This is a genomic window from Nocardioides sp. (assembly GCF_050246775.1).
In the GTDB taxonomy this organism is placed as follows: domain Bacteria; phylum Actinomycetota; class Actinomycetes; order Propionibacteriales; family Nocardioidaceae; genus Nocardioides.
Genome location: NZ_JBFWVK010000004.1, coordinates 141958 through 163408 on the forward strand (window position 1 = coordinate 141958; position 21451 = coordinate 163408).

Here is a 21451-nt window from a genome sequence, read left to right on the forward strand (position 1 = left end):
GAAAGTCGGTGAGCGCCACGGGGGAGCCGGTCAGGTAACGGGCAGGTCCCGCCTCGTAGGCTGTGCCCCGCTACGTCCACGATCACACTGGGTGACCCATGACCGACCTGAACTACCTCGAAGCCGTGGTTCTCGGCGTTGTCGAGGGCCTCACCGAGTTCCTCCCCGTGTCGAGCACCGGTCACCTGACCATCGCGGAGAAGATGCTGGGGCTCCAGATCGACGACCCGGCGATCACCGCCTACACCGCGGTGATCCAGATGGGCGCCATCGGAGCTGTCCTGGTCTACTTCTTCAAGGACATCTGGGCCATCGCCAAGGCCTGGTTCGCTGGACTGGTGAAGCCTGAGTACCGTGGCACGTTCGACCATCGGATGGGCTGGTTCGTCATCCTGGGCTCCATCCCGATCGGGGTGGTGGGGTTCCTCGGCAAGGACGTGATCTCCGGCCCCCTGCGATCCCTGTGGTGGGTCGCCGGGGCGCTCATCGCCTGGAGTGCGGTGATGTGGTTCGCCGAGTCCCGGGGCACCCAGGACCGTGGAGAACGCGACCTGACCCTCACCGACGCCCTGATCGTCGGGTTCACCCAGTGCATCGCGCTGATCCCAGGGGTGTCCCGCTCCGGCGCCACCATCTCCGCCGGCCTGCTCTGTGGCCTCGACCGGGTCACCGCCACCCGCCTCAGCTTCTTCCTGTCCATCCCGGCACTGACCGCGGCCGGGCTCTACGAGCTCAAGGACGTCCACGGGATCGGGATCGGACCCACGGTCGTCGGCACCGGTGTGAGCTTCCTGGTCGCCTACGCCGCCGTGGCGTGGCTGCTCCGGTTCGTGGCAGGGCACCCGATCACGTGGTTCATCCCCTACCGCCTCGTGCTCGGCTTCGGCATCCTCGCGCTGCTCGCAGCCGGCACCATCTCGGCCACCTGATCCGGCTAGAGCCAGCCGGAACGCTTGAACGCGGTCCACAGACCGCCGACGATGGCCAGCATCAGCCCCAGCGCCATCGGATAGCCGAACTGCCAGCGCAGCTCGGGCATGTGATCGAAGTTCATGCCGTAGATGCCGGCGATCAGTGTCGGCACCGCGGCCAGCGCCACCCACGCCGAGATCTTGCGCATGTCCTCGTTCTGTCGCACCGAGATCGCCGCGAGGTGTGCGTCGAACGCGGTCGACAACAATCGGTCCAGGGAGTCCACGATGTCCCAGGCCTTGGCCAGGTTGCCGGACACGTCACGGAAGAACGGCGCAGCCTCCGCAGCGATCCCGGTCGGTTCGCCCTCGGCCAGGCGACCGATCGGCTCCCGCAGCGGAACCACGGCGCGGCGTACCTCGGCGATCTCGCGCTTGAGGGTGTAGATCCGCGCCGAGTCGTCCGTGCGACCGGGTGAGAAGACCGAGGACTCCACCTCGTCCACGTCCTGCTCCAGCTCGGCGGCGACCTCACCGTAGGCATCGACCACGGTGTCGCAGATCGCGTAGACCACAGCTGACGGACCGTGCGCGAGCACGTTCTCCTTGCTCTCGAGGAACGCGCGGGCCGTGTGCAGCTCCGAGCCCTCCCCGTGACGCACGCTCACGACGAAGTCGCTGCCGATGAAGAGGCTGATCTCACCGGTCTCGACCGCATCGTGCTCATCGACGTACCACAGGGTCTTCAGCACCAGCAGCAGGCTGTCGCCGTAGGTCACGAGCTTCGGGCGTTGGTGAGCCTGGAGGGCGTCCTCCACCGCGAACCGGTGGAGGCCGAACACGCGCGCGACCTCGGCCATCTCCTCGGCGGACGGCTGGTGCAGGCCGATCCACACGAAGTCGTCCTTGCCCGTCAGCCCGGCGCGAACCGCCGCCAGATCCGACGGGTCGCATTCGACGGGGACTCGCACGCCCCGGCGGTAAACGGCGTTGTCGATGATCACGTGCCCGAGGGTAGCCCCGATAGTCTCGACCGCATGGCAACCGCGATCCTCGTCCGACACGGCCGTACGACGGCCAACGCGACCGGGGTGCTGGCCGGGCGCACCACCGGTGTGAAGCTCGACGAGGTGGGCCGGCAGCAGGCCAGCACGACGGCGGAGCGGCTCGGCGTGGTCCCGTTGGCGGCAGTAGTGACCAGCCCGTTGGAACGCTGCCGACAGACCGCGGCCGCCATCGTCGGCGCCCAGGCCACCGCGCTCAAGCCGTCGACCGACCGAGGACTGCTCGAGTGCGACTACGGCGACTGGCAGGGCGAACAGCTCAAGGTCCTGGTCAAGCACGCTCTCTGGCCCGCGATCCAGTCCCAGCCCTCGTCGGTCACCTTCCCCGGCGGAGAGTCGATGGTCGCGATGTCGTCACGGGCGATCTCCTCGATCCGTCGCCACGACGCTGCCGTCGCAGCCGAGCACGGTGACCAGGCCACCTGGGTAGCGGTCAGCCACGGAGACGTCATCAAGGCGATCGTGGCCGATGCGCTCGGCATGCACCTCGACCTGTTCCAGCGCATCAACATCGACCCAGCCTCCGTCACGATCATCCGCTACACCTCCGCACGTCCCTACGTGCTGTCGGTCAACACCCACGCCGGAGACCTCTCCTGGTTGAGACCGGCACCGCCGACGAAGGGCAAGGGGCGAAGCAGGAGCCGCGCGAAGGCCTCGGCGCCGACCGACGCCGTCGTCGGTGGGGGTGCCGGGCCGGTTCCGGCGTCGGCATAGGGTTGTCGTCATGAGTCCCCTCGTACACGGATTCGATCCCCCGGAGCGGTTCGTCGCCGGCACTGTCGGCGAGCCCGGAGCCCGCACCTTCTTCCTCCAGGCCCGCAGTGGTGCGCGGGTCACGAGCGTCGGCCTCGAGAAGCAGCAAGTGGCCGTCCTGGCCGAGCGGATCGACGAGCTCCTCGACGAGGTCATGTCCAGCGAGGACAACACCACCCTCATCCCCGCGGTCGCCCCGCTCGATCTCGACGACAACGGCCCCCTCGAGCAGCCGATCGAGGAGGAGTTCCGGGCAGGCACGATGACCCTCGCCTGGGAGCCGCAGACGCAGCGGGTGGTCATCGAGGTCTTCCCCTACACCGAGGCCGCGGTCGTCTCGCCCGAGCAGCTCGACGAGGACCTCGAGGAGCCCGAGCCCGACGAGGTCTTCGTCGTGCGCATCACCGCAGGAGCCGCACGGGCGTTCGTCAAACGCGCGGCCACTGTCGTCGAGGCAGGACGACCGAGCTGCCCCTTCTGCGGCAACCCGATCGATCCGGACGGCCATCTCTGCGTGCGCGCCAACGGCTTCAAGCGACGCGATCCCTGACTCCCGTGAGCCAGACGCTGTCGCCGGAGCTGCTCTCGGCCCCCCTGGTGCTGGAGGGCCGCATCATGCCGGCCTCCAACGCGACATTCCTCGCCACGGCCGGCGACATCCAGGTGGTGTACAAGCCCGTCGCCGGTGAGAAGCCACTCTGGGACTTCCCCCACGGCACCCTGGCCAACCGGGAGATCGCCTCCTACGCCGTCTCCGAGGCCCTCGGTTGGAACGTGGTGCCGCTGACCTTCCTGCGCGAGGGACCCCACGGGCCCGGCATGGTGCAGGTCTGGCAGGAACCGGACCCCGACCAGTACCCGGTGGACCTGGTGGCGCCCCACGAGGTGCCGGACGGGTGGAGGCATGTCCTCGACGCCAGCGACGCTCGAGGCGAACCCGTCTCGCTGATCCACGAGAACAGCGAGCCGCTGCGCCGGATGGCCCTGTTCGACGTGATCGTGAACAACGCCGACCGCAAGGGCGGCCACGTGCTGGCCATGGCCGACGGTCACCGCTTCGGCGTCGACCACGGTGTGAGCTTCAACGTGGACGACAAGCTGCGCACCGTCCTGTGGGGCTGGGCGGGCGAGGAACTCGACGAGTTCGAGCGGGACGCGCTCACTCGACTCCTCGGTGACGACGCACTGTCTGCCACCTTGTCGGAGCTCGTCACCCGCAACGAGGTGCGCTCGTTCCACCGTCGCTGTGAGCTGCTGCTGGCGCGTGGTCGCTACCCGCAGGCCTCCTCACAGTGGCCCGCGATCCCGTGGCCCGCCTTCTGAGAAGTAGGCTTCGGCCATGCGCACGTGGTCAACCCCGCACGTTCCCGTCCTGCCCGTCGCCGGGCCCCCGGTCTCCCTGTTCGACGCGCGCTCCGGCGCGCTGGTGGAGACCCGCCCCGAGGGGCCTGCCCGGCTCTACGTCTGCGGCATCACGCCGTACGACGCCACCCACATCGGTCACGCCGCCACCTATCTGGCCTTCGACCTGCTCAACCGGGCCTGGCGCAACGCCGGCCACGACGTCGTCTACGTCCAGAACGTCACCGACGTGGACGACCCGCTGCTCGAACGCGCCACCAAGGTGCACGTCGACTGGGTGGAACTCGCGGAGCGGGAGACCCAGCTCTTCCGCGACGACATGACAGCCCTCCGGGTCCTGCCGCCCGAGCACTACATCGGCGCCGTGGAGTCCATCCCGCTGGTGATCACCCTCATCGAGCGCCTCCAGGAGGCAGGAGCGGTCTACTCGGTCGACACCGACCTCTACTTCTCGGTGACCGCTGACGAGGCCTTCGGCGAGGTGTCCGGGCTGGACCGTGACCAGATGCTGACCCTCTTCGCCGAGCGGGGTGGCGACCCTGAGCGAGCGGGCAAGAAAGACCCGCTGGACTGCGTGCTGTGGCGCGGTGAGCGGCCGGGTGAACCGGCGTGGGACAGCCCGTTCGGCCCTGGGCGACCCGGCTGGCACATCGAGTGCAGCGCCATCGCGCTGGAGTACCTCGGCATGAACTTCGACGTCCAGGGCGGCGGCACCGACCTGGTCTTCCCGCACCACGAGATGAGCGCAGGGGAGGCGCAGGTGGCCCACCCGGGCTCGGCATACGCGAAGGCCTATGCCCACCAGGGCATGGTCGGCTACGACGGCGAGAAGATGTCGAAGTCGCGAGGCAACCTGGTCTTCGTCTCGGCGCTGCGCAACTCCGAGGTCGATCCGATGGCGATCCGTCTCACCCTGCTTCGTCAGCACTACCGCCCGGACTGGGAGTGGACCGACGACAAGCTGTGGAATGCCGTCGACAGCCTCGCAGCGTGGCGCACCGCGCTTTCCCTCGGTGCCGGCGCCGACGCAGCCCCCGTCGTGGATGAGGTGCTCGCCGCGCTGGCCGACGACCTCGATGCCCCGCGCGCCGTTGCAGCGGTCGAGGCGTGGGTCGAGGCCACCAATGCCGGCGACGACTCCGATCCGGACGCGGGAGCCAGCATCGGCAACCTCATCGACGCGGCCCTGGGACTCGCTCTGTGAGCCTCGGTCCTCAGTCGTCGCTGCCGCGACGCTTGAGGTAGCGCTCGAACTCCCGCGCGATCGCCTCGCCGGAGGCCTCGGGCAGCTCGGTGGTGTCCCGGGTCTCCTCCAGAGCACGGACGTAGTCCGCGATGTCCTCGTCCTCCTCGGCCAGCTCGTCGACCCCGCGCTCCCAGGCCCGGGAATCCTCCGGCAGGTCACCGAGCGGGATGCTCACCTGGAGCAGTTCCTCGATCTGGCCGACCAGGGCCAGGGTCGCCTTGGGGCACGGGGGTTGCGCCACGTAGTGGGGGACGGCCGCCCAGTAGCCGACCGCGGGGATGTCGAGACGCACACAGGCGTCCTGGAACACCCCCACGATGCCGGTCGGACCCTCATAGGTGGACTGCTCCAGCTTCAGGCGGTCCACGAGCTCGGGCTCCGTGGCGGTCCCCGTGACGGGGATCGGTCGGGTGTGGGGCGTGTCGGCGAGCAGCGCGCCGAGCGTGATCACCAGGGCGCCGCCGAGGTCGTCGCAGGCGGCAAGGAGCTCAGCACAGAACTGCCGCCAGCGCATGTTGGGCTCGATGCCACGGATCAGGATCACGTCGCGACCCAGTCCCGGGGGAGAGGCGACCGCGATCTGCGTCGAGGGCCACGTGAGGCGACGATGACCGGCCTGGTCAGTGCCGATCACCGGACGGTTCATCTGGAAGTCGTAGAACTCCTCGGGATCCACCGCACCGATGACGGTGGCGTCCCAGACGGACAGCAGATGGTCCACGACCGAGGAGGCGGCGTCGGCGGCGTCGTTCCACCCCTCGAAGGCGGCGATGACGACCGGGTCGTCCAACGGGGCGATGTCCTGCAGCTCGATCACCGCCCCAGCGTAGTCGGGTCGGGGATTTCACCGCAGGCAACGCTCGGTGTCACGATGCGGAAAGTCCGTCCAGTTGCTGGAACGCCTGCCTAGGCTTGATGAGCGGTCCTACCAGACCGCCCGCGCCGAGAGGAACACCGTGTCGGAACCGTCCCGGGAACGCCCCGACTGCACCGCCGAGCTCACGGCGGCGCTCCGCGAGCGGATCCTGGTCATCGACGGCGCGATGGGGACCGCCATCCAGCGTGATCGACCCGACGAGGCCGGCTACCGCGGAGAGCGCTTCGCAGACTGGCCCAGTGATCTGCAGGGCAACAACGACCTCCTGACGCTGACCCAGCCGGAGATCATCGCCACCATCCACCGGGAGTACCTCGAGGCCGGCGCGGACATCATCGAGACCAACACCTTCAACGCCCAGGCGATCTCCCTGGGCGACTACGGCATGAGCGAACTGGCCCGCGAGCTCAACGAGACCGCCGCCCGCCTCGCACGGACCGCCTGCGACGACATGACGGCGCGCACCCCCGATCGCCCGCGCTACGTCGCCGGAGCTCTGGGACCCACGACGCGGACCGCGTCGATCTCCCCGGACGTCAACGATCCCGGCGCCCGCAACGTGTCCTACGACCAGCTGGTCGAGGCCTATCTTGACGCCGCCGGGGGACTGGTCGACGGCGGCGCCGACCTGCTGGTGATCGAGACCATCTTCGACACGCTCAACGCGAAGGCGGCTGTCTTCGCCGTGGAGACGCTGTTCGAGCAGCGTGGGCGACGCTGGCCGGTGATCGTCTCCGGCACCATCACCGATGCTTCCGGACGCACACTGTCGGGCCAGGTCACCGAGGCGTTCTGGGACTCCGTGCGTCACGTCTCACCCCTGGCCGTCGGCCTGAACTGCGCACTCGGTGCGAAGGAGATGCGTCCTTACATCGCCGAGATGTCGCGCATCGCAGACACCTTCGTGTCCTGTTATCCCAACGCCGGGCTGCCCAACGCCTTCGGTGAGTACGACGAGGCGGCCGAGGAGACCGCGGCCATGCTCGGCGAGTTCTCGCGCAGTGGCTTCATCAACCTGGTGGGTGGCTGTTGCGGCACCACGCCTGCCCACATCCGTGCCATCGCCGCCGCTGTCGAGGGACTGCCGCCACGGGCGCCGGCGCAGGTGGAGCCTGCCCTGCGCTTGTCCGGTCTGGAGCCGTTCACCGTCACCGACCGCTCACTGTTCGTCAATGTCGGGGAACGCACCAACATCACCGGTTCGGCCCGCTTCCGCACCTTGATCAAGGACGGTGACTACGACACCGCCCTGTCGGTGGCCGCCCAGCAGGTCGAGAACGGTGCACAGGTCATCGATGTCAACATGGACGAGGGGATGATCGACGGCGTCGCCGCCATGGACCGCTTCCTCAAGCTGGTCGCCGGCGAACCCGACATCAGCCGGGTCCCGGTGATGATCGACTCCTCCAAGTGGGAGGTCATCGAGGCCGGGCTCAAGTGCGTCCAGGGCAAGTCGATCGTCAACTCGATCTCGATGAAGGAAGGCGAGGAGAAGTTCCGCGAGCACGCCCGCCTGTGTCGCAAGTACGGCGCTGCCGTGGTCGTGATGGCCTTCGACGAGGACGGTCAGGCCGACAACCTGGCCAAGCGACAGGCCATCTGCGAGCGGGCCTACCGCATCCTCGTCGACGAGGTCGGCTTCCCACCCGAGGACATCATCTTCGACCCCAACGTCTTCGCGGTCGCCACCGGCATCGAGGAGCACGCGTCGTACGGCCTCGACTTCATCGAGGCCACCCGCTGGATCAAGGCCAACCTGCCCGGGGCGCTCGTCTCCGGCGGCATCTCCAACGTGTCCTTCTCCTTCCGCGGCAACAATCCCGTCCGCGAGGCGATCCACGCCGTCTTCCTCTACCACGCCATCAAGGCAGGCCTGGACATGGGCATCGTCAACGCCGGTGCGCTGGCCGTCTACGACGACGTCGAGCCCGAGCTGCGCGAGCGCATCGAGGACGTCGTGCTCAACCGACGCCCGGACGCCGCCGAACGCCTGCTGGAGATCGCCGAGGCCCACAACCGGTCCGGAGAGGCACAGGACGAGGCCGAGGAGGAGCTCTGGCGGACCATGCCGCTGGGAGAGCGGATCACCCACGCGCTGGTCAAGGGCATCGACGCCCACGTGGAGGCCGACACCGAGGCCCTGCGCCTGGAGATCGCGGCACGCGGTGGCCGTCCCATCGAGGTCATCGAGGGCCCTCTGATGGACGGCATGAACGTCGTCGGTGACCTCTTCGGGGCCGGCAAGATGTTCCTGCCCCAGGTCGTCAAGAGCGCCCGGGTGATGAAGAAGGCCGTGGCGTGGCTGATCCCGTTCATCGAGCAGGAGAAGCTGGACAACCCCGAGCTGGCCACAGCCAAGGACACCAACGGCACGATCATCATGGCCACCGTCAAGGGCGACGTTCACGACATCGGCAAGAACATCGTCGGCGTGGTGCTCCAGTGCAACAACTACGAGGTCATCGACCTCGGGGTGATGGTGCCCGCCCAGAAGATCCTCGATGCGGCGCAGGAGCACAGCGCCGACCTGATCGGGCTGTCCGGCCTGATCACCCCGTCCCTCGACGAGATGGTCAACTTCGCCACCGAGATGCAGCGCCAGGGCGTCACCATCCCCTTGCTGATCGGGGGAGCGACGACCTCGCGCGCCCACACCGCTGTCAAGGTCGACCAGAAGTACGACGGCCCGGTGGTCTGGGTCAAGGACGCGTCGCGATCGGTGCCCACCGCAGCAGCTCTGCTGGACGACCGGCTGCGGCCGCGGCTGATGGCCGACGTCAAGGCGGACTACGACGCGCTCCGGCAGCGTCACTCGACCAAGCAGGACCGTCCGATGCTCGACTTCGACGCGGCCCGCTCGAACCGCACGCCCATCGACTGGTCGTCCTACACACCGCCGGTGCCGAAGCAGGACGGCGTACAGGTCCTGGACGACTACGACCTGGCCGAACTGCGCGACTACATCGACTGGCAGCCGTTCTTCAACGCCTGGGAGATGAAGGGGAAGTTCCCCGACATCCTCAACAGTCCCACGACCGGCGAGACCGCACGCAAGTTGTACGACGACGCCCAGGACATGCTCGACCGGATGATCGCGGAGAAGTGGGTCACCGCGCGCGGCGTCTACGGCCTGTTCCCGGCGGTCGGTGCAGGTGAGGACCTGGAGGTGATCGGACCTGACGGCCCGCTGACCCTGCATCACCTGCGCCAACAGGGCGAACACCGCGAGGGCATCCCCAACCGGTCGCTGGCCGACTACGTCGCGCCGGCCGACTCCGGACTCAGGGACCACGTCGGCGCGTTCGCCGTCACCGCTGGGATCGGCCTGGCTGACAAGGTCAAGCAGTTCCAGGCGGAGCTCGACGACTACTCGGCGATCATGGTCGAGGCACTCGGCGACCGTCTCGCCGAGGCCTTCGCCGAACGCCTGCACGAGCGGATCCGCAGCGAGTTCTGGGGCTATGCCGAGGAGAAGCTGTCCAACGAGGACCTGATCGCGGAACGCTACGCCGGGATCCGTCCGGCGCCGGGCTACCCGGCGTGTCCGGACCACACCGAGAAGGAACTGCTCTGGCAGCTCCTGGACGTCGAGGCCAACACCGGCATCTCCTTGACCGAGTCGATGGCCATGTGGCCGGGCGCGGCCGTGTCGGGTTTCTACTTCTCACACCCCCAGTCCCAGTACTTCGTCGTGGGACGGCTCGGACGCGACCAGGTGGCCGCCTACGCGGAGCGCAAGGGCTGGACCGTTGCGGAGGCCGAACGATGGCTCTCGCCCAATCTCGGCTACGACCCGGAGGACTGAACCACGTGACCGACATCGCTGCAGTGCTCTGGGACATGGACGGCACGATCGTGGAGACCGAGCCCTACTGGATCCAGGCCGAGTACGAGCTCGCGGAGAAGTACGGATACGAGTGGAACGAGCAGCACGCCATGGAGCTGGTCGGCAGCGACCTCATCGTGAGTGCCCACTACATCCGCGAGCACACCGGACTCGACATCCCGCCCGAACAGATCGTGCACGAGCTGCTCGAACGGGTGATCGCCCGAGTCCGGGAGTCGGTCCCGTGGCGCCCGGGGGCTCGCGAGCTGCTGGCCGACCTGGTGGACGCAGGCATCCCGTGCGCCTTGGTGACGATGTCCTACCTGACCTTCGTTGAGCCGGTGCTCAACCACCTGCCCCGGGGCACGTTCGAGGCTGTGGTGACCGGGGACGCCGTCGACGAGGGCAAGCCACATCCGGAGGCCTACCTCACGGCCGCGGCACTCCTGGGCGTGAAGCCTGAGCACTGCCTGGCGATCGAGGACTCCAACACGGGCACCCGCTCTGCCCAGGCGGCCGGGTGTGTGGTGCTGGCCGTGCCCAACCACGTCCCGGTCGAACCAGGTGAACGGGTGGTCTTCCGCGACACGTTGGTGGGCCTCGACAGCTTCGCGCTCACGCACCTGCTCAACGCCCACGGGTAGTCCTAGGACCACCGGACAATGGTGGAGTGCACCCTCCTGCGACGAGGCTGATGTCACCAGCCCACCACAGGAGGAACACCATGAACACCACCCCGACCGCCACCCGCATCCTTGCCGCCGGCTTCATCGCCGCCATCGCCGTACCCATCGCCTTCGCCGTTCCGGCGAACGCCAAGGGTTCCGACGCCAAGATCAGGGAGGGCAACTGTTCCGGCTCGACCGACTGGAAGGTCAAGGCGAAGCCCGACGACGGCCGGATCGAGTTCGAGGGCGAGATCGACAGCAACCGCAACGGACAGACCTGGAACTGGGTCATCAACCACAACGGCTCCCGCTCGGCCAGCGGCTCAGCGACCACCAAGGCTCCGAGCGGCTCGTTCTCGGTGGAGCGCCGGCTGGTCAACCTCAGCGGCGTGGACACCTTCGTGTTCCGGGCGACCAACCCGAAGTCCGGCGAGGTCTGCCGCGGAACCGTGAGTCTCTGAGCCGAACAGGCCCTAGCCTTGCCCGACAGGCAACGGTGGACAGGATGACTCAGTGAAGCAACTCCTCAGAAGCCCGGTGGCGCAGTTCCTGGCCATCGGGCTGCTGACGTTGGTGGTGATCACCCTGGGCACGAGCATCCTCAGTGGTCGGGCCGCTTCGAGCGAGGCCCTGACCGACGCACAGGCCACGACGCAGATCCTCGGGCGGTCGGTGGCCGAGCCCGCCATTCCACGCGGTCTCGTCGCCGGTCGTGCCGGGGCGATCGACCGGTTCGACAGGGCCGCGCTGGACCGGCTGCTGGTGGGCGAGGTGATCCGGATCAAGCTGTGGGACGCCAGCGGGCGCATCGTCTACTCCGACGAGACCCGGCTCATCGGGGACACCTTCGAACTCGGCGAGGAGGAACTGGAGATCCTGCGCGAAGGCGGCAGCGATGCCGAGGTCTCCGACCTCAGCGAGCCGGAGAACCGCTACGAGAAGAAGGGCTTCGACCTGGTCGAGGTCTACACCCAGATCTGGTCCCCCGAGGGCCAGCCGCTGCTGTTCGAGGCCTACTACTCCGCCGACGACATCGCCCTGCGTCGCGCCTCCATCTTCCGCCCCTTCCAGCGGATCACCTTCGGGGGACTGGTCGTTCTGGTGAGCGTGGCGACCCCGATGCTGTGGGTGCTCACCCGCCGCCTGACCAAGGCTGCTGCCGAACGAGAACGGCTCCTGCTGACCGCAGTCGATGCCTCGGATGCCGAGCGTCGCCGGATCGCTCGGGACCTGCACGACGGAGTCGTCCAGGACCTGGCCGGCACGGCGTTCACGGTGTCGGCTCTCGCCAGGGAGGAGAAGGATCCACGTCGCAGCGAGTCGTTGGAGCGCGCCTCGACCTCGCTGCGCGACGGGCTCCGCAGCCTCAGGTCCCTGCTCGTCGAGATCCATCCCCCCAACCTGCGTGCCGAGGGCCTGGAGGCCGCGCTCGACGACCTCGTGGCCCCGGTCGCCGGCGCCGGCGTCGAGGTCCGGGTGAGCGTCGCGTCGGTCGACGGCGTCCCCGAGACCACAGTCGCCCTGGTGTGGCGAGTCGCCCAGGAAGCCGTGCGCAACGCGCTGCGGCACGCCCACGCCAGCACGCTGAGCGTGGACGTGGCCCGGATCGGGGACCTGCTCACCCTCGAGGTCCGCGACGACGGCATCGGCTTCAAGCCCGAGACCCCGACCAAGACCGACAGCTTCGGGCTGCAGGGCCTCGAGAGTCTGGTCGCCGACAACGGTGGCCGCCTCGAGGTGCGTTCGCTCCCCGGCCATGGCACCACCGTCCGCCTGGAAATGAGAGTCACATGATCCGTGTCGTCCTGGTCGATGACCACCCGGTGCTGCGCGCCGGACTCGCCGAGCTCGTGCGGGGAGCCGCGGACATGGAGGTGGTGGGCACCGCAGCCGACGGCGCCGAGGCCCTCGAAGTCGTACGCCGCGAGCGGCCCGACGTGGTCCTCATGGACCTCCAGATGCCGGGCGTGGACGGTGTGGCCGCCACGCGGTCCATCCGTAGCGAGGACCTGGGGGCGGATGTCCTGGTGCTCACGTCGTTCTCGGACAGTCCCCGGATCATCGCGGCCCTCGACGCCGGGGCGGTCGGCTATCTCCTCAAGGACTCCGACGCCGACCAGGTGCTCGACGGGATCCGAGCCGTCAGCCGGGGCGAGTCACCCCTCCACCCGCGGGCGGCCCGTGAGCTCCTGACGGCACGAGCGCCGAGCGCGCCGCTGGTCCAGTTGACCCCACGCGAGGCCGAGGTCCTCGAACTGGTGCGCCAGGGCCTCGCCAACAAGCAGATCGCCCGTCGACTGGCCATCTCCGAGCGCACGGTCAAAGCCCACCTCACCTCAACCTTCGCGCGCATCGGGGTCGTCGACCGCACGCAGGCAGCGATCTGGGCCGAGCGCAACCTCAGCTGAGGTCCGGCCCGGGCTCGATGGTGAGCTCGGGCAGGGGTGGCGGGGTGCCGCCGAACTCAGGGCAGATGGCCTGATGGGCACACCAGGCGCACAGGCCCGAGCGGCGCGGACGCCAGTCGCCGCTGTCCTGCGCGGAGCGGATCGCCAGCCAGATGGCCTCCAGCTTGCGCTCGGTGGCCAGCAGATCCTGTTCGTCGGGCTCGTAGCGCAACATCTCACCGTTGCCCAGGTAGATCAGCTGGAGCATCGCCGGGATCACACCGCGGGTGCGCCAGATCACCAGCGCGTAGAACTTCATCTGGAACAGGGCGCTGGCCTCGAACAACTCACCGGGGGAGCGGCCGGTCTTGTAGTCGACCACGCGGATCATGCCGTTGGGCGCGACATCGACACGGTCGACGAACCCGCGCAGCAGGAGCTTGGACTCGAGCAGCGTCTCGACGTAGACCTCCCGCTCCGCGGGCTCCAGCCGTCGTGGGTCCTCGAGCGTGAAGTAGCGGTCCAGCACGGCGCGACACGAGGTCAACCACGATGCGACCTCGGGGCCCTCGCCACCGAACATCTCGACCAGTGCGGGCTCGCCCTCCAACAACTGGTCCCAGGTGGGCACCAGAAGGTCGCGAGCCCGCTCCGGGGTGCGGTCGTGGGCCGGGAGGTCGAACAGGTCCTCCAGGACCTTGTGCACGACCGTGCCCCGCACCGCGGCCGGCGAGAACGGCTCCGGCAGGCGGTCGACGGTGCGGAAGCGGTAGAGCAGGGGGCAGGTCAAGAAATCACCGGCACGACTCGGCGACAGCGCGCCGAGCACGTCCACCCCGTCCACCGGCGTGGAGTGCCGCGTGGCCGGGGACTCGTGCATCGAACCCGTTGTCATGGCCGACACCATAGGTCACGGCACCGACAGTGCCGGGTCATCGGCTAGCCTCGATGACGTGAGCCACGCCGATCCCGACCTCGAGCCGGTGAAACGTGAGCATCCGCCCGGCACCATCCGGATCGGGCAGATCGCCGGCATCGACGTGCTCGTCACCAGCACCTGGTTCCTGATCGCCGGCCTCGTGGCGGTGGCGCTGGCTCCTCGGGTGGAACAGGTGCAGCCCGGGCTCGGCGCCGGCAAGTACCTGGCCGGGCTCGCATTCGCCGTCGTGCTCTACCTCTCGGTCCTCGCCCACGAGGCGGCCCACGCGCTCATGGCGCGTCACTACGGCCATTCGGTCAGCTCGATCACGCTTCACTTCCTCGGCGGCGTGACGGCCATCGAGGGTGAGTCTCGTCGTCCACGCGAAGAGTTCTGGATCGCAGTCGTGGGCCCCCTGATGTCCCTGGCCATCTCGTTCGTCGCGTTCCTGCTCACCCTGCTCACACCGGGAGGTCTGATCGGGATGACGGTGGACGGCCTCTTCGTGGCCAACCTGGTGGTCGGTGTCCTCAACCTGGTGCCGGGGCTGCCGCTCGACGGTGGGCGAGTGCTCAAGTCGGCTGTGTGGGCCGCCGCCGGCAATCCGCACCGGGGCACCATCGCCGCCGCGTGGGGTGGCCGGATCGCCGCGATCCTGGCGCTGTTCCTGCCCTTGCTCTACGAGCCGTTCTTCCACATCGAGCCCCAGTTGTTCGACTTCCTGATGGCCGGGATCGTGGCGCTGTTCCTCTGGACCGGCGCCAGCGCGGCCCTGTCCTCGGCCAACCTACGACGCCGGCTGCCCAGCCTGGTGGCGCGCAACCTGGCTCGCCGCACGCTCGCCGTGCCCGAGGACCTGCCGCTCGCTGAGGCGGTACGCCGCGCACAGGAGGCCGAAGCCGGCAGCATCGTGACGGTGACCCACGACGGGCAGCCGACCGGCATCGTCAACGAGGCTGCGCTGCGCTCGACCCCGGAGGAACGTCGTCCATGGGTGGCCACCTCGTCGGTGGCGCGCACCATGGAGCCGGGGCTCGCCCTGCCGGCGACCATCTACGGCGAGGAACTGATCCTCGCGGTGAGTCGCCGACCCGCACACGAGTACCTGCTGCTCGAGGATGACGGCACCATCTTCGGAGTCCTCACGACCGCTGACGTCGATAGAGCGTTCCGGGAGTCTCGCCACTAGGGTTTCGGGCATGCCTGAGACCTACCCCGACGTACCTCCTGACGCCTGGTCGGGCGTCCACCGTGGCCCGCTGAACGAGGGCGAGTGGGTGCGTCTGGTCGACAGCAAGGGCCGCCGCCACAACATCTGCCTGAGTGCGGGCAAGCGGTTCTTCTCCAACCGTGGCCACTTCGAGCACGACGAGCTGATCGGACGCGAGGAGGGATTCACCGTCACCTCGTCGGCTGGTGGCGAATACCTCGTCTTCCGGCCCCTGCTCAGCGAGTTCGTCGTCTCGATGCCCCGCGGAGCGGCTGTCGTCTACCCCAAGGACGCGGCGCAGATCGTGGCGATGGCCGACATCTTCCCCGGCGCCCGCGTCGTGGAGGCCGGGGTCGGCTCCGGTGCCCTGACCTGCTCGCTGCTGCGTGCCGTCGGACCACAGGGGCGGGTCTCGTCCTTCGAGCGCCGTGAGGAGTTCGCCGATGTCGCCCGGCAGAACGTGACCCAGTTCTTCGGCGGTGACCACCCCGCCTGGGAGCTCACGATCGGCGACCTCGCCGAAGCACTCCCTGCCTCCGGTGAGCGAACCGACAGGATCATCCTCGACATGCTCGCACCCTGGGAGTGCGTGGATGCTGCGGCTGAATCGTTGGTGCCCGGTGGCATCGTGTGTGCCTATGTGGCCACGACGACCCAGCTCTCCCGCTACGTCGAGACGGTCCGGGTCCATGGTGGCTTCACCGAGCCGCACGCCTGGGAGTCGCTCGTGCGCGACTGGCACGTGGAGGGCCTCGCGGTCCGCCCGGGACATTCGATGGTGGGGCACACCGCGTTCCTGGTCACGGCGCGCCGCATGGCCCCGGGGGAGAAGCCGCCGATGAAGAAGCGCCGCCCGGCGCCCGGTGCCTACGGGCCCGACTACACCGGCCCGCGTTCACCCGATCAGCCGGTGGATTAGGGGCCGTCTCGAAATCGTGACCAACACCGCGAGATATCCACTTCCCTTCGCAGGGGTCACAGGTAGGGTCGATTCATCAGGAGGTGGTGCAGATGTCCGCATCGGAGAACACCAGCCGAGAAGAGCTCTACAACCAGGTCCGGTTCCTCGAGTCCGAGGTCACTGACCTGCGTAGACGGCTCAGTGACATGCCGGGTGCGTCCCGCGCCATCGAGCAGCGTCTGAGCGACACCCAGCGTTCCTTGGCCGCCGTGACGACGCAGAACGAACGCCTGGCACAGACCCTGCGCGAGGCGCGCGACCAGATCGTGGGTCTCAAGGAAGAGGTCGATCGGCTCGCCCAGCCTCCTGCGGGCTTCGGCACCTTCCTGGCGCGCAACGAGGACGACTCCATCGACGTGTTCACCGGTGGGCGCAAGCTCCGGGTCAACGTGAGCCCCAACGTCGATCTCGACGAGTTGCAGCGCGGCCAGGAGGTCATGCTCAACGAAGCCCTCAACGTCGTCCTCGCCCTGGCCTTCGAGAAGGTCGGCGAGGTCGTCATGCTCAAGGAGATCCTGGAGGACGGTGAGCGGGCGCTGGTGATCGCCAACGCCGACGAGGAGCGCGTGGTCCGTCTCTCCGAACCGTTGCGAGCCACCAAGCTGCGCGCCGGCGACTCCCTGCTGCTCGACGCCCGCTCCAGCTACGCCTACGAGAAGGTGCCGAAGTCCGAGGTCGAGGAGCTCGTCCTCGAAGAAGTGCCCGACATCGACTACTCCGCCATCGGCGGGCTCATCTCCCAGATCGAGCAGATCCGCGACGCCGTCGAGCTGCCCTACCTGCACCCTGAGCTGTTCCTCGAGCACCAGCTCAAACCCCCGAAGGGAGTGCTGCTCTACGGGCCTCCCGGCTGCGGGAAGACGTTGATCGCCAAGGCGGTGGCCAACTCGCTTGCGAAGAAGGTGGCGGCCAAGACGGGTCAGGAGGGGAAGTCCTACTTCCTCAACATCAAGGGACCCGAGCTCCTGAACAAGTACGTCGGCGAGACCGAGCGCCATATCCGGCTCGTGTTCCAGCGGGCCCGTGAGAAGGCCAGCGAAGGCACCCCGGTGATCGTGTTCTTCGACGAGATGGACTCACTGTTCCGCACCCGCGGATCGGGGGTCTCCTCCGATGTCGAGAACACCATCGTGCCCCAGCTGCTGAGCGAGATCGACGGCGTCGAGACGCTCGAGAACGTGCTCGTCATCGGTGCCTCGAACCGCGAGGACATGATCGACCCGGCGATCCTGCGTCCTGGTCGACTGGATGTGAAGATCAAGATCGAGCGGCCCGACGCGGAGTCGGCGCGCGACATCTTCTCCAAGTACCTCATCCCCGACCTGCCGCTGCACGCCGACGACCTCGCCGAGTTCGGGGGCGATCGCCAGGCCACGGTCGACGGGATGATCCGGGCGACGGTGGAGCGGATGTACACCGAGACCGAGGAGAACCGCTTCCTCGAGGTGACCTATGCCAACGGTGACAAGGAGGTCCTCTACTTCAAGGACTTCAACTCCGGCGCCATGATCCAGAACATCGTCGACCGGGCCAAGAAGATGGCCATCAAGGATCTTCTGGACCTGCAGCAGCGCGGGGTGCGGGTCTCGCACATGCTGCAGGCGTGTGTGGACGAGTTCAAGGAGAACGAGGACCTGCCCAACACCACGAACCCTGACGACTGGGCCAGGATCTCGGGCAAGAAGGGCGAGCGGATCGTGTTCATCCGCACCCTCATCACCGGCAAGCAGGGCACCGAGCCAGGACGCTCCATCGACACGGTGGCCAACACCGGGCAGTACCTCTGATCCACACGCTCTCCGCCCGGGCGGAGACTCCGGCTACGGCGCGCCGCTGTAGTCGTCCAGGTCCACAGACTCGCCCAGGCCCACGTCCAACAGGCGTACCTGCGGTGCGCGCTCGGCCAGATCGGTGCGGAACTCGGCCAGGGGTCGGTGCATCCAGGCCAGGTCACCGGCCGAGAAGCCGGGCGGATGCAGGGTGCCGTGGTGGATCGGGAGTACGGCGCGAGCGCCCACCGCCAAACAGGCATCGACCGCCTGCCGGGGGCCCATGTGACCCGGGGAGAGGCGCGGACCCCAACCGGCGATCGGGAGCAGCGCGACGTCGATAGGCGTGCCGGCGAGGGTCGGCAGGTCCGACATCTCGGGGTAGAGGCTGGTGTCCCCGGCGAACCAGACGGTCAGCCCGGGGGCTGCGATCAGGTGGCCATGGGTGTCGTTCGGGCGATGCGGCATCGGCCGCGCGCTGTGGTCGGCACGCACCAGCCGGACCCGCACGTCCGCCACCTGCACCCACTCCTCGGTCGTCAGCGCTGGGGCCTCGGCATCCAGCTTGCGACGCAGCCAGGCCGCATTGGCGGGGCCGGTGAGCATGGGGATGCCGACCAGTTTGCGGAGCGACCCCAGGGCCGCATGGTCGCTGTGCAGGTGGGAGATGAGGACGGCATCCGGGTGCGCCCAGGCATGCGGGTCGGGTCGCCGGCCGATCCGGCGCAGGGGGCCTGCATGGCGGCGCAGCAGCGGGTCGGTGAGCAGTCGGGTGTCGGACAGGTCGATCACCACGGTCGCGTGGCCGAGCCAGGTCAGGCGGTTCACGCTGGATCCGTCACGTCTGCCACGGTGGCGCCGAGGGCGGCCAGCAGGTCGGCCGCCTCGAGCGTGATCGCCAAGCCATGCGCACCGGCCCCGACCGACACCTGGCCGCCGACCATCACGTCGGCGATGACCGGCCAGGCCGTCGTACTCCCGAAGGGGGTGATGGTGCCGCGCACGTAGCCGGTGACCTCGAAGGCGACCTCTGCGCTCGGCATCGACAGCCGACTGACCCCGAGGTGGGCGCGTAACTTGGGCCACGAGATCTCGCGGTCACCCGGCACGAGCACGAACCGGTAGTCGCCGTCACTGACGCGCACCACCAGGGTCTTGAGAACCGCCCGCGGCTCGACGCCACGCGCTGCCGCGGCCTCGGTCAGCGAGCGCACGGGTCCGTGTCGCGTCACCGTGTGCGCCAGACCAGCTGCTGCCACTGCCTCGAGGGCCCGGGTCGACTCGTCGTTGTCGTCGGTCACGAGACCATCTTGGCGGCTCGGCCGCGGTAGGCGTAGGCCCACGGCCGAGCGATGGACGGACCAGGGAGGTAGCGCTGATCCAATTCCGTGATCTCCAGACCAGCCGCGGAGACGAGCGCGGGCACGTCGCGCGAGAGGTGGCAGCCCGCGAACACCCGCTGCTGCCAGGGGTCGAGGCGACACTGCCACCGCACCACGCCCTCGTCGGGGGCGCGGCCGTGCTCCAGGAGGTGGAGGGTGCCGCCCGGGACAAGCACCCGGGCCACCTCGGCCAGGGCGCGGGCCGGATCCGGGATCGTGCACAGCGTGAAGGTGACCAGCACCGAGTCGAACGAGCCGTCAGCGGCATCGAGCTGCTGGCCGTCGAGACCGACCCGGCGCACGGGGGAGCCGAAGCCGCCCCTGCGGGTGGCAGACAGGTTCCACCCCACGTCGGCGGGTTCGACGGCACTGACCCTCGTCACTCCCGTGGGGTAGTGCTCGAGGTTCAGCCCGCTGCCGAAGCCCAGCTCCAGCACGTGCCCTTCCAGACCTGCGCAGACGGATCGGCGCAAGTCGTCGAACTGAGCGCCGCGCAGTGCTCTGTCAGTCAGCCGCGGCACGACGCGGTCGGTCCACACGCCCATGGGCACCACCTCGAATCCTGCGTCGCCGCGTAGGCTCGACGCCATGAGCGTACGCCGGGTGATGGGGACCGAGGTCGAATACGGCATCTCGGTGGTCGGCCAGCCAACGGCCAACCCGATGGTGGCCTCCTCACAGGTCGTCAACGCCTATGCCTCCGCAACCCTGAAGGCCCGGCGTGCCCGGTGGGACTTCGAGGAGGAGTCACCCCTGCGCGACGCACGTGGCTTCGACATGTCGCGCCAGATGGCCGACGCCTCGCAGCTGACTGACGAGGACATGGGTCTGGCCAACATCATCCTCACCAACGGTGCCCGGCTCTATGTGGACCATGCCCACCCGGAGTACTCGACGCCCGAGGTGACCACGCCCCTCGACATCGTGAAGTGGGACAAGGCCGGCGAGCAGGTGATGCTCGACGCCTCTATCCGGGCCGGACAACTTCCCGGCGGCGCGGCGATCCTGCTCTACAAGAACAACACCGACAACAAGGGCGCCTCCTACGGCGCCCACGAGAACTATCTGATGCGGCGCTCCACACCGTTCGGCGACATCGTCCACAACCTGACGCCGTTCTTCGTCTCGCGTCAGGTCGTGTGTGGCGCCGGCCGGGTCGGGATCGGTCAGGACGGGCGCGAGCACGGCTTCCAGGTGAGCCAGCGTGCCGACTACTTCGAGGTGGAGGTCGGACTCGAGACGACGCTGAAGCGGCCGATCATCAACACCCGCGACGAGCCGCACGCCGATCCGGAGAAGTACCGCCGACTGCACGTCATCCTCGGCGACGCCAACCTCGCCGAGATCTCGACCTACCTCAAGGTCGGCACCACTGCCTTGGTGCTCGCGATGATCGAGGACGGCTACCTGCGAGCCGAGTTCGCCGTCGACGGGCCCGTGGCCGCGCTGCGCGCGGTGTCCCACGACCCCACGCTCACCCATCTGATCCGGCTCCAGGACGGCCGCCAGCTCACCGCCGTACAACTGCAGATGGAATACCTCGACCTCGCCAAGAAGTACGTCGAGGAACGGGTGGATGCCGATCCCCAGACCCTCGACGTCCTCGCCCGCTGGGAGTCGGTCCTCGACCGGCTGGCGCGTGACCCCATGGAGTGTGCGACGGAGCTGGACTGGGTCGCCAAGCTCAAGCTCCTCGAGCAGTACCGCGACCGCGACAACCTCGAGTGGGACGACGCCAAGCTGATGCTCATCGACCTCCAGTACTCCGACATCCGGCCCGAGAAGGGGCTCTACCAGCGGCTGGTTCGCCTGGGCCGGATCGAACGTCTCCTGGACGACGCGTCCGTGGCCAGGGCGATGCACGAGCCGCCGGAGGACACGCGGGCCTACTTCCGCGGCCGGTGCCTGGAGAAGTACGCCGAGCACGTCGCCGCCGCGTCCTGGGACTCGGTGATCTTCGACCTGCCCGGGCGCGAATCGTTGCAGCGGGTGCCTACGATCGATCCGTTGCGTGGCAGCAAGGCCCATGTCGGTGACCTGTTGGACCGTTGTGACACAGCCTCACAACTTTTCGCGGCGCTGACCTCGCAGTCTCCCTCTACTCGATAAGGTC

At 68.4% G+C, this 21451-nt stretch carries 20 protein-coding genes; 14 read left to right on the forward strand and 6 right to left on the reverse strand.

Annotated features, from left to right (window positions below; genetic code table 11):
* Positions 1-107: 107 nt before the first annotated feature.
* A complete protein-coding gene (locus AB7I40_RS17570) occupies positions 108-929 on the forward strand; it encodes an undecaprenyl-diphosphate phosphatase (RefSeq protein ID WP_428344663.1) in 822 nt (273 codons plus the stop codon).
* Between the two features lie 5 nt (positions 930-934).
* Here AB7I40_RS17570 and corA read toward each other — a convergent pair whose 3' ends face one another.
* Complete coding sequence (gene corA, locus AB7I40_RS17575) at positions 935-1915, reverse strand: magnesium/cobalt transporter CorA (protein ID WP_428344431.1); 981 nt, start codon at positions 1913-1915, stop codon at positions 935-937.
* A gap of 33 nt (positions 1916-1948) precedes the next feature.
* On the opposite strand from corA, the gene AB7I40_RS17580 reads away from it, so the two are divergent.
* Genes AB7I40_RS17580 through mshC form a run of 4 tightly spaced genes read left to right on the forward strand, consistent with a single transcriptional unit; the run spans position 1949 to position 5297 of the window.
* On the forward strand, positions 1949-2692 hold the full coding sequence (locus AB7I40_RS17580; protein ID WP_428344432.1) for a histidine phosphatase family protein: 744 nt from the start codon (positions 1949-1951) through the stop codon (positions 2690-2692).
* Between the two features lie 10 nt (positions 2693-2702).
* A complete protein-coding gene (locus AB7I40_RS17585) occupies positions 2703-3281 on the forward strand; it encodes a DUF3090 domain-containing protein (RefSeq protein WP_428344433.1) in 579 nt (192 codons plus the stop codon).
* A gap of 5 nt (positions 3282-3286) precedes the next feature.
* Entirely contained in the window at positions 3287-4054 is a 768-nt protein-coding gene (locus tag AB7I40_RS17590) for an SCO1664 family protein (RefSeq protein ID WP_428344434.1), read from the forward strand.
* 16 nt (positions 4055-4070) lie between these two features.
* Entirely contained in the window at positions 4071-5297 is a 1227-nt protein-coding gene (gene mshC, locus AB7I40_RS17595; RefSeq protein ID WP_428344435.1) for a cysteine--1-D-myo-inosityl 2-amino-2-deoxy-alpha-D-glucopyranoside ligase, read from the forward strand.
* A gap of 10 nt (positions 5298-5307) precedes the next feature.
* Here the strand turns inward: mshC and AB7I40_RS17600 are convergent, their stop codons facing one another.
* Positions 5308-6156 (reverse strand): PAC2 family protein, encoded by an 849-nt coding sequence (locus tag AB7I40_RS17600; protein WP_428344436.1) that lies wholly within the window; start codon positions 6154-6156, stop codon positions 5308-5310.
* Positions 6157-6295: 139 nt separating this feature from the next.
* Between AB7I40_RS17600 and metH the strand changes: the two genes are divergently transcribed.
* From metH to AB7I40_RS17625, 5 genes are all read left to right on the forward strand, one after another.
* The gene (metH, locus tag AB7I40_RS17605; protein WP_428344437.1) at positions 6296-10021 is read left to right on the forward strand and encodes a methionine synthase; all 3726 of its coding nucleotides are present in this window, start codon (positions 6296-6298) and stop codon (positions 10019-10021) included.
* 5 nt (positions 10022-10026) lie between these two features.
* Positions 10027-10686 (forward strand): HAD family hydrolase, encoded by a 660-nt coding sequence (locus tag AB7I40_RS17610; RefSeq protein WP_428344438.1) that lies wholly within the window; start codon positions 10027-10029, stop codon positions 10684-10686.
* 80 nt (positions 10687-10766) lie between these two features.
* On the forward strand, positions 10767-11171 hold the full coding sequence (locus AB7I40_RS17615; RefSeq protein WP_428344439.1) for a hypothetical protein: 405 nt from the start codon (positions 10767-10769) through the stop codon (positions 11169-11171).
* Positions 11172-11223: 52 nt separating this feature from the next.
* Positions 11224-12504 (forward strand): sensor histidine kinase, encoded by a 1281-nt coding sequence (locus AB7I40_RS17620; RefSeq protein ID WP_428344440.1) that lies wholly within the window; start codon positions 11224-11226, stop codon positions 12502-12504.
* Entirely contained in the window at positions 12501-13118 is a 618-nt protein-coding gene (locus AB7I40_RS17625) for a response regulator (protein WP_428344441.1), read from the forward strand. The genes AB7I40_RS17620 and AB7I40_RS17625 overlap by 4 nt, the downstream gene beginning before the upstream one ends.
* On the opposite strand, the gene AB7I40_RS17630 is transcribed toward AB7I40_RS17625, so the two are convergent.
* Positions 13111-13992 carry a RecB family exonuclease gene (locus tag AB7I40_RS17630; RefSeq protein WP_428344442.1) on the reverse strand — a complete coding sequence of 294 codons (882 nt, stop codon included), beginning with the start codon at positions 13990-13992 and terminating at the stop codon, positions 13111-13113. The genes AB7I40_RS17625 and AB7I40_RS17630 overlap by 8 nt on opposite strands.
* Positions 13993-14050: 58 nt before the next feature.
* Here AB7I40_RS17630 and AB7I40_RS17635 point away from each other — a divergent pair, with 58 nt between their 5' ends.
* From AB7I40_RS17635 to arc, 3 genes are all read left to right on the forward strand, one after another.
* Complete coding sequence (locus tag AB7I40_RS17635) at positions 14051-15205, forward strand: site-2 protease family protein (protein ID WP_428344443.1); 1155 nt, start codon at positions 14051-14053, stop codon at positions 15203-15205.
* Positions 15206-15215: 10 nt separating this feature from the next.
* Positions 15216-16145, forward strand: coding sequence for a tRNA (adenine-N1)-methyltransferase (locus tag AB7I40_RS17640; protein WP_428344444.1), 930 nt, complete (start codon positions 15216-15218; stop codon positions 16143-16145).
* Between the two features lie 92 nt (positions 16146-16237).
* Positions 16238-17974 (forward strand): proteasome ATPase, encoded by a 1737-nt coding sequence (gene arc / locus AB7I40_RS17645; protein WP_428344445.1) that lies wholly within the window; start codon positions 16238-16240, stop codon positions 17972-17974.
* 33 nt (positions 17975-18007) lie between these two features.
* Here the strand turns inward: arc and AB7I40_RS17650 are convergent, their stop codons facing one another.
* Genes AB7I40_RS17650 through AB7I40_RS17660 form a run of 3 tightly spaced genes read right to left on the reverse strand, consistent with a single transcriptional unit; the run spans position 18008 to position 19883 of the window.
* Positions 18008-18784 (reverse strand): MBL fold metallo-hydrolase, encoded by a 777-nt coding sequence (locus AB7I40_RS17650; RefSeq protein ID WP_428344446.1) that lies wholly within the window; start codon positions 18782-18784, stop codon positions 18008-18010.
* The gene (locus tag AB7I40_RS17655) at positions 18781-19257 is read right to left on the reverse strand and encodes an aminoacyl-tRNA deacylase (protein WP_428344447.1); all 477 of its coding nucleotides are present in this window, start codon (positions 19255-19257) and stop codon (positions 18781-18783) included. Before AB7I40_RS17655 ends, AB7I40_RS17650 begins: the two co-directional genes overlap by 4 nt.
* On the reverse strand, positions 19254-19883 hold the full coding sequence (locus tag AB7I40_RS17660) for a class I SAM-dependent methyltransferase (RefSeq protein WP_428344448.1): 630 nt from the start codon (positions 19881-19883) through the stop codon (positions 19254-19256). Before AB7I40_RS17660 ends, AB7I40_RS17655 begins: the two co-directional genes overlap by 4 nt.
* A gap of 43 nt (positions 19884-19926) precedes the next feature.
* Here AB7I40_RS17660 and dop point away from each other — a divergent pair, with 43 nt between their 5' ends.
* Positions 19927-21447, forward strand: a complete 1521-nt coding sequence (dop, locus tag AB7I40_RS17665) for a depupylase/deamidase Dop (protein ID WP_428344449.1) — start codon at positions 19927-19929, stop codon at positions 21445-21447.
* The last annotated feature ends 4 nt before the right edge of the window (positions 21448-21451 follow it).

What these genes read in the sequence shown, in the direction of transcription:
- AB7I40_RS17580 (WP_428344432.1), top strand. Translation starts at nt 1,949, where the DNA reads ATGGCAACCGCGATCCTCGTCCGACACGGCCGTACGACGGCCAACGCG.
- AB7I40_RS17585 (WP_428344433.1), top strand. Translation starts at nt 2,703, where the DNA reads ATGAGTCCCCTCGTACACGGATTCGATCCCCCGGAGCGGTTCGTCGCC.
- mshC (WP_428344435.1), top strand. Translation starts at nt 4,071, where the DNA reads ATGCGCACGTGGTCAACCCCGCACGTTCCCGTCCTGCCCGTCGCCGGG.
- AB7I40_RS17615 (WP_428344439.1), top strand. Translation starts at nt 10,767, where the DNA reads ATGAACACCACCCCGACCGCCACCCGCATCCTTGCCGCCGGCTTCATC.
- AB7I40_RS17625 (WP_428344441.1), top strand. Translation starts at nt 12,501, where the DNA reads ATGATCCGTGTCGTCCTGGTCGATGACCACCCGGTGCTGCGCGCCGGA.
- AB7I40_RS17630 (WP_428344442.1), bottom strand. Translation starts at nt 13,992, where the DNA reads ATGACAACGGGTTCGATGCACGAGTCCCCGGCCACGCGGCACTCCACG.
- AB7I40_RS17640 (WP_428344444.1), top strand. Translation starts at nt 15,216, where the DNA reads ATGCCTGAGACCTACCCCGACGTACCTCCTGACGCCTGGTCGGGCGTC.
- arc (WP_428344445.1), top strand. Translation starts at nt 16,238, where the DNA reads ATGTCCGCATCGGAGAACACCAGCCGAGAAGAGCTCTACAACCAGGTC.
- AB7I40_RS17660 (WP_428344448.1), bottom strand. Translation starts at nt 19,883, where the DNA reads ATGGGCGTGTGGACCGACCGCGTCGTGCCGCGGCTGACTGACAGAGCA.
- dop (WP_428344449.1), top strand. Translation starts at nt 19,927, where the DNA reads ATGAGCGTACGCCGGGTGATGGGGACCGAGGTCGAATACGGCATCTCG.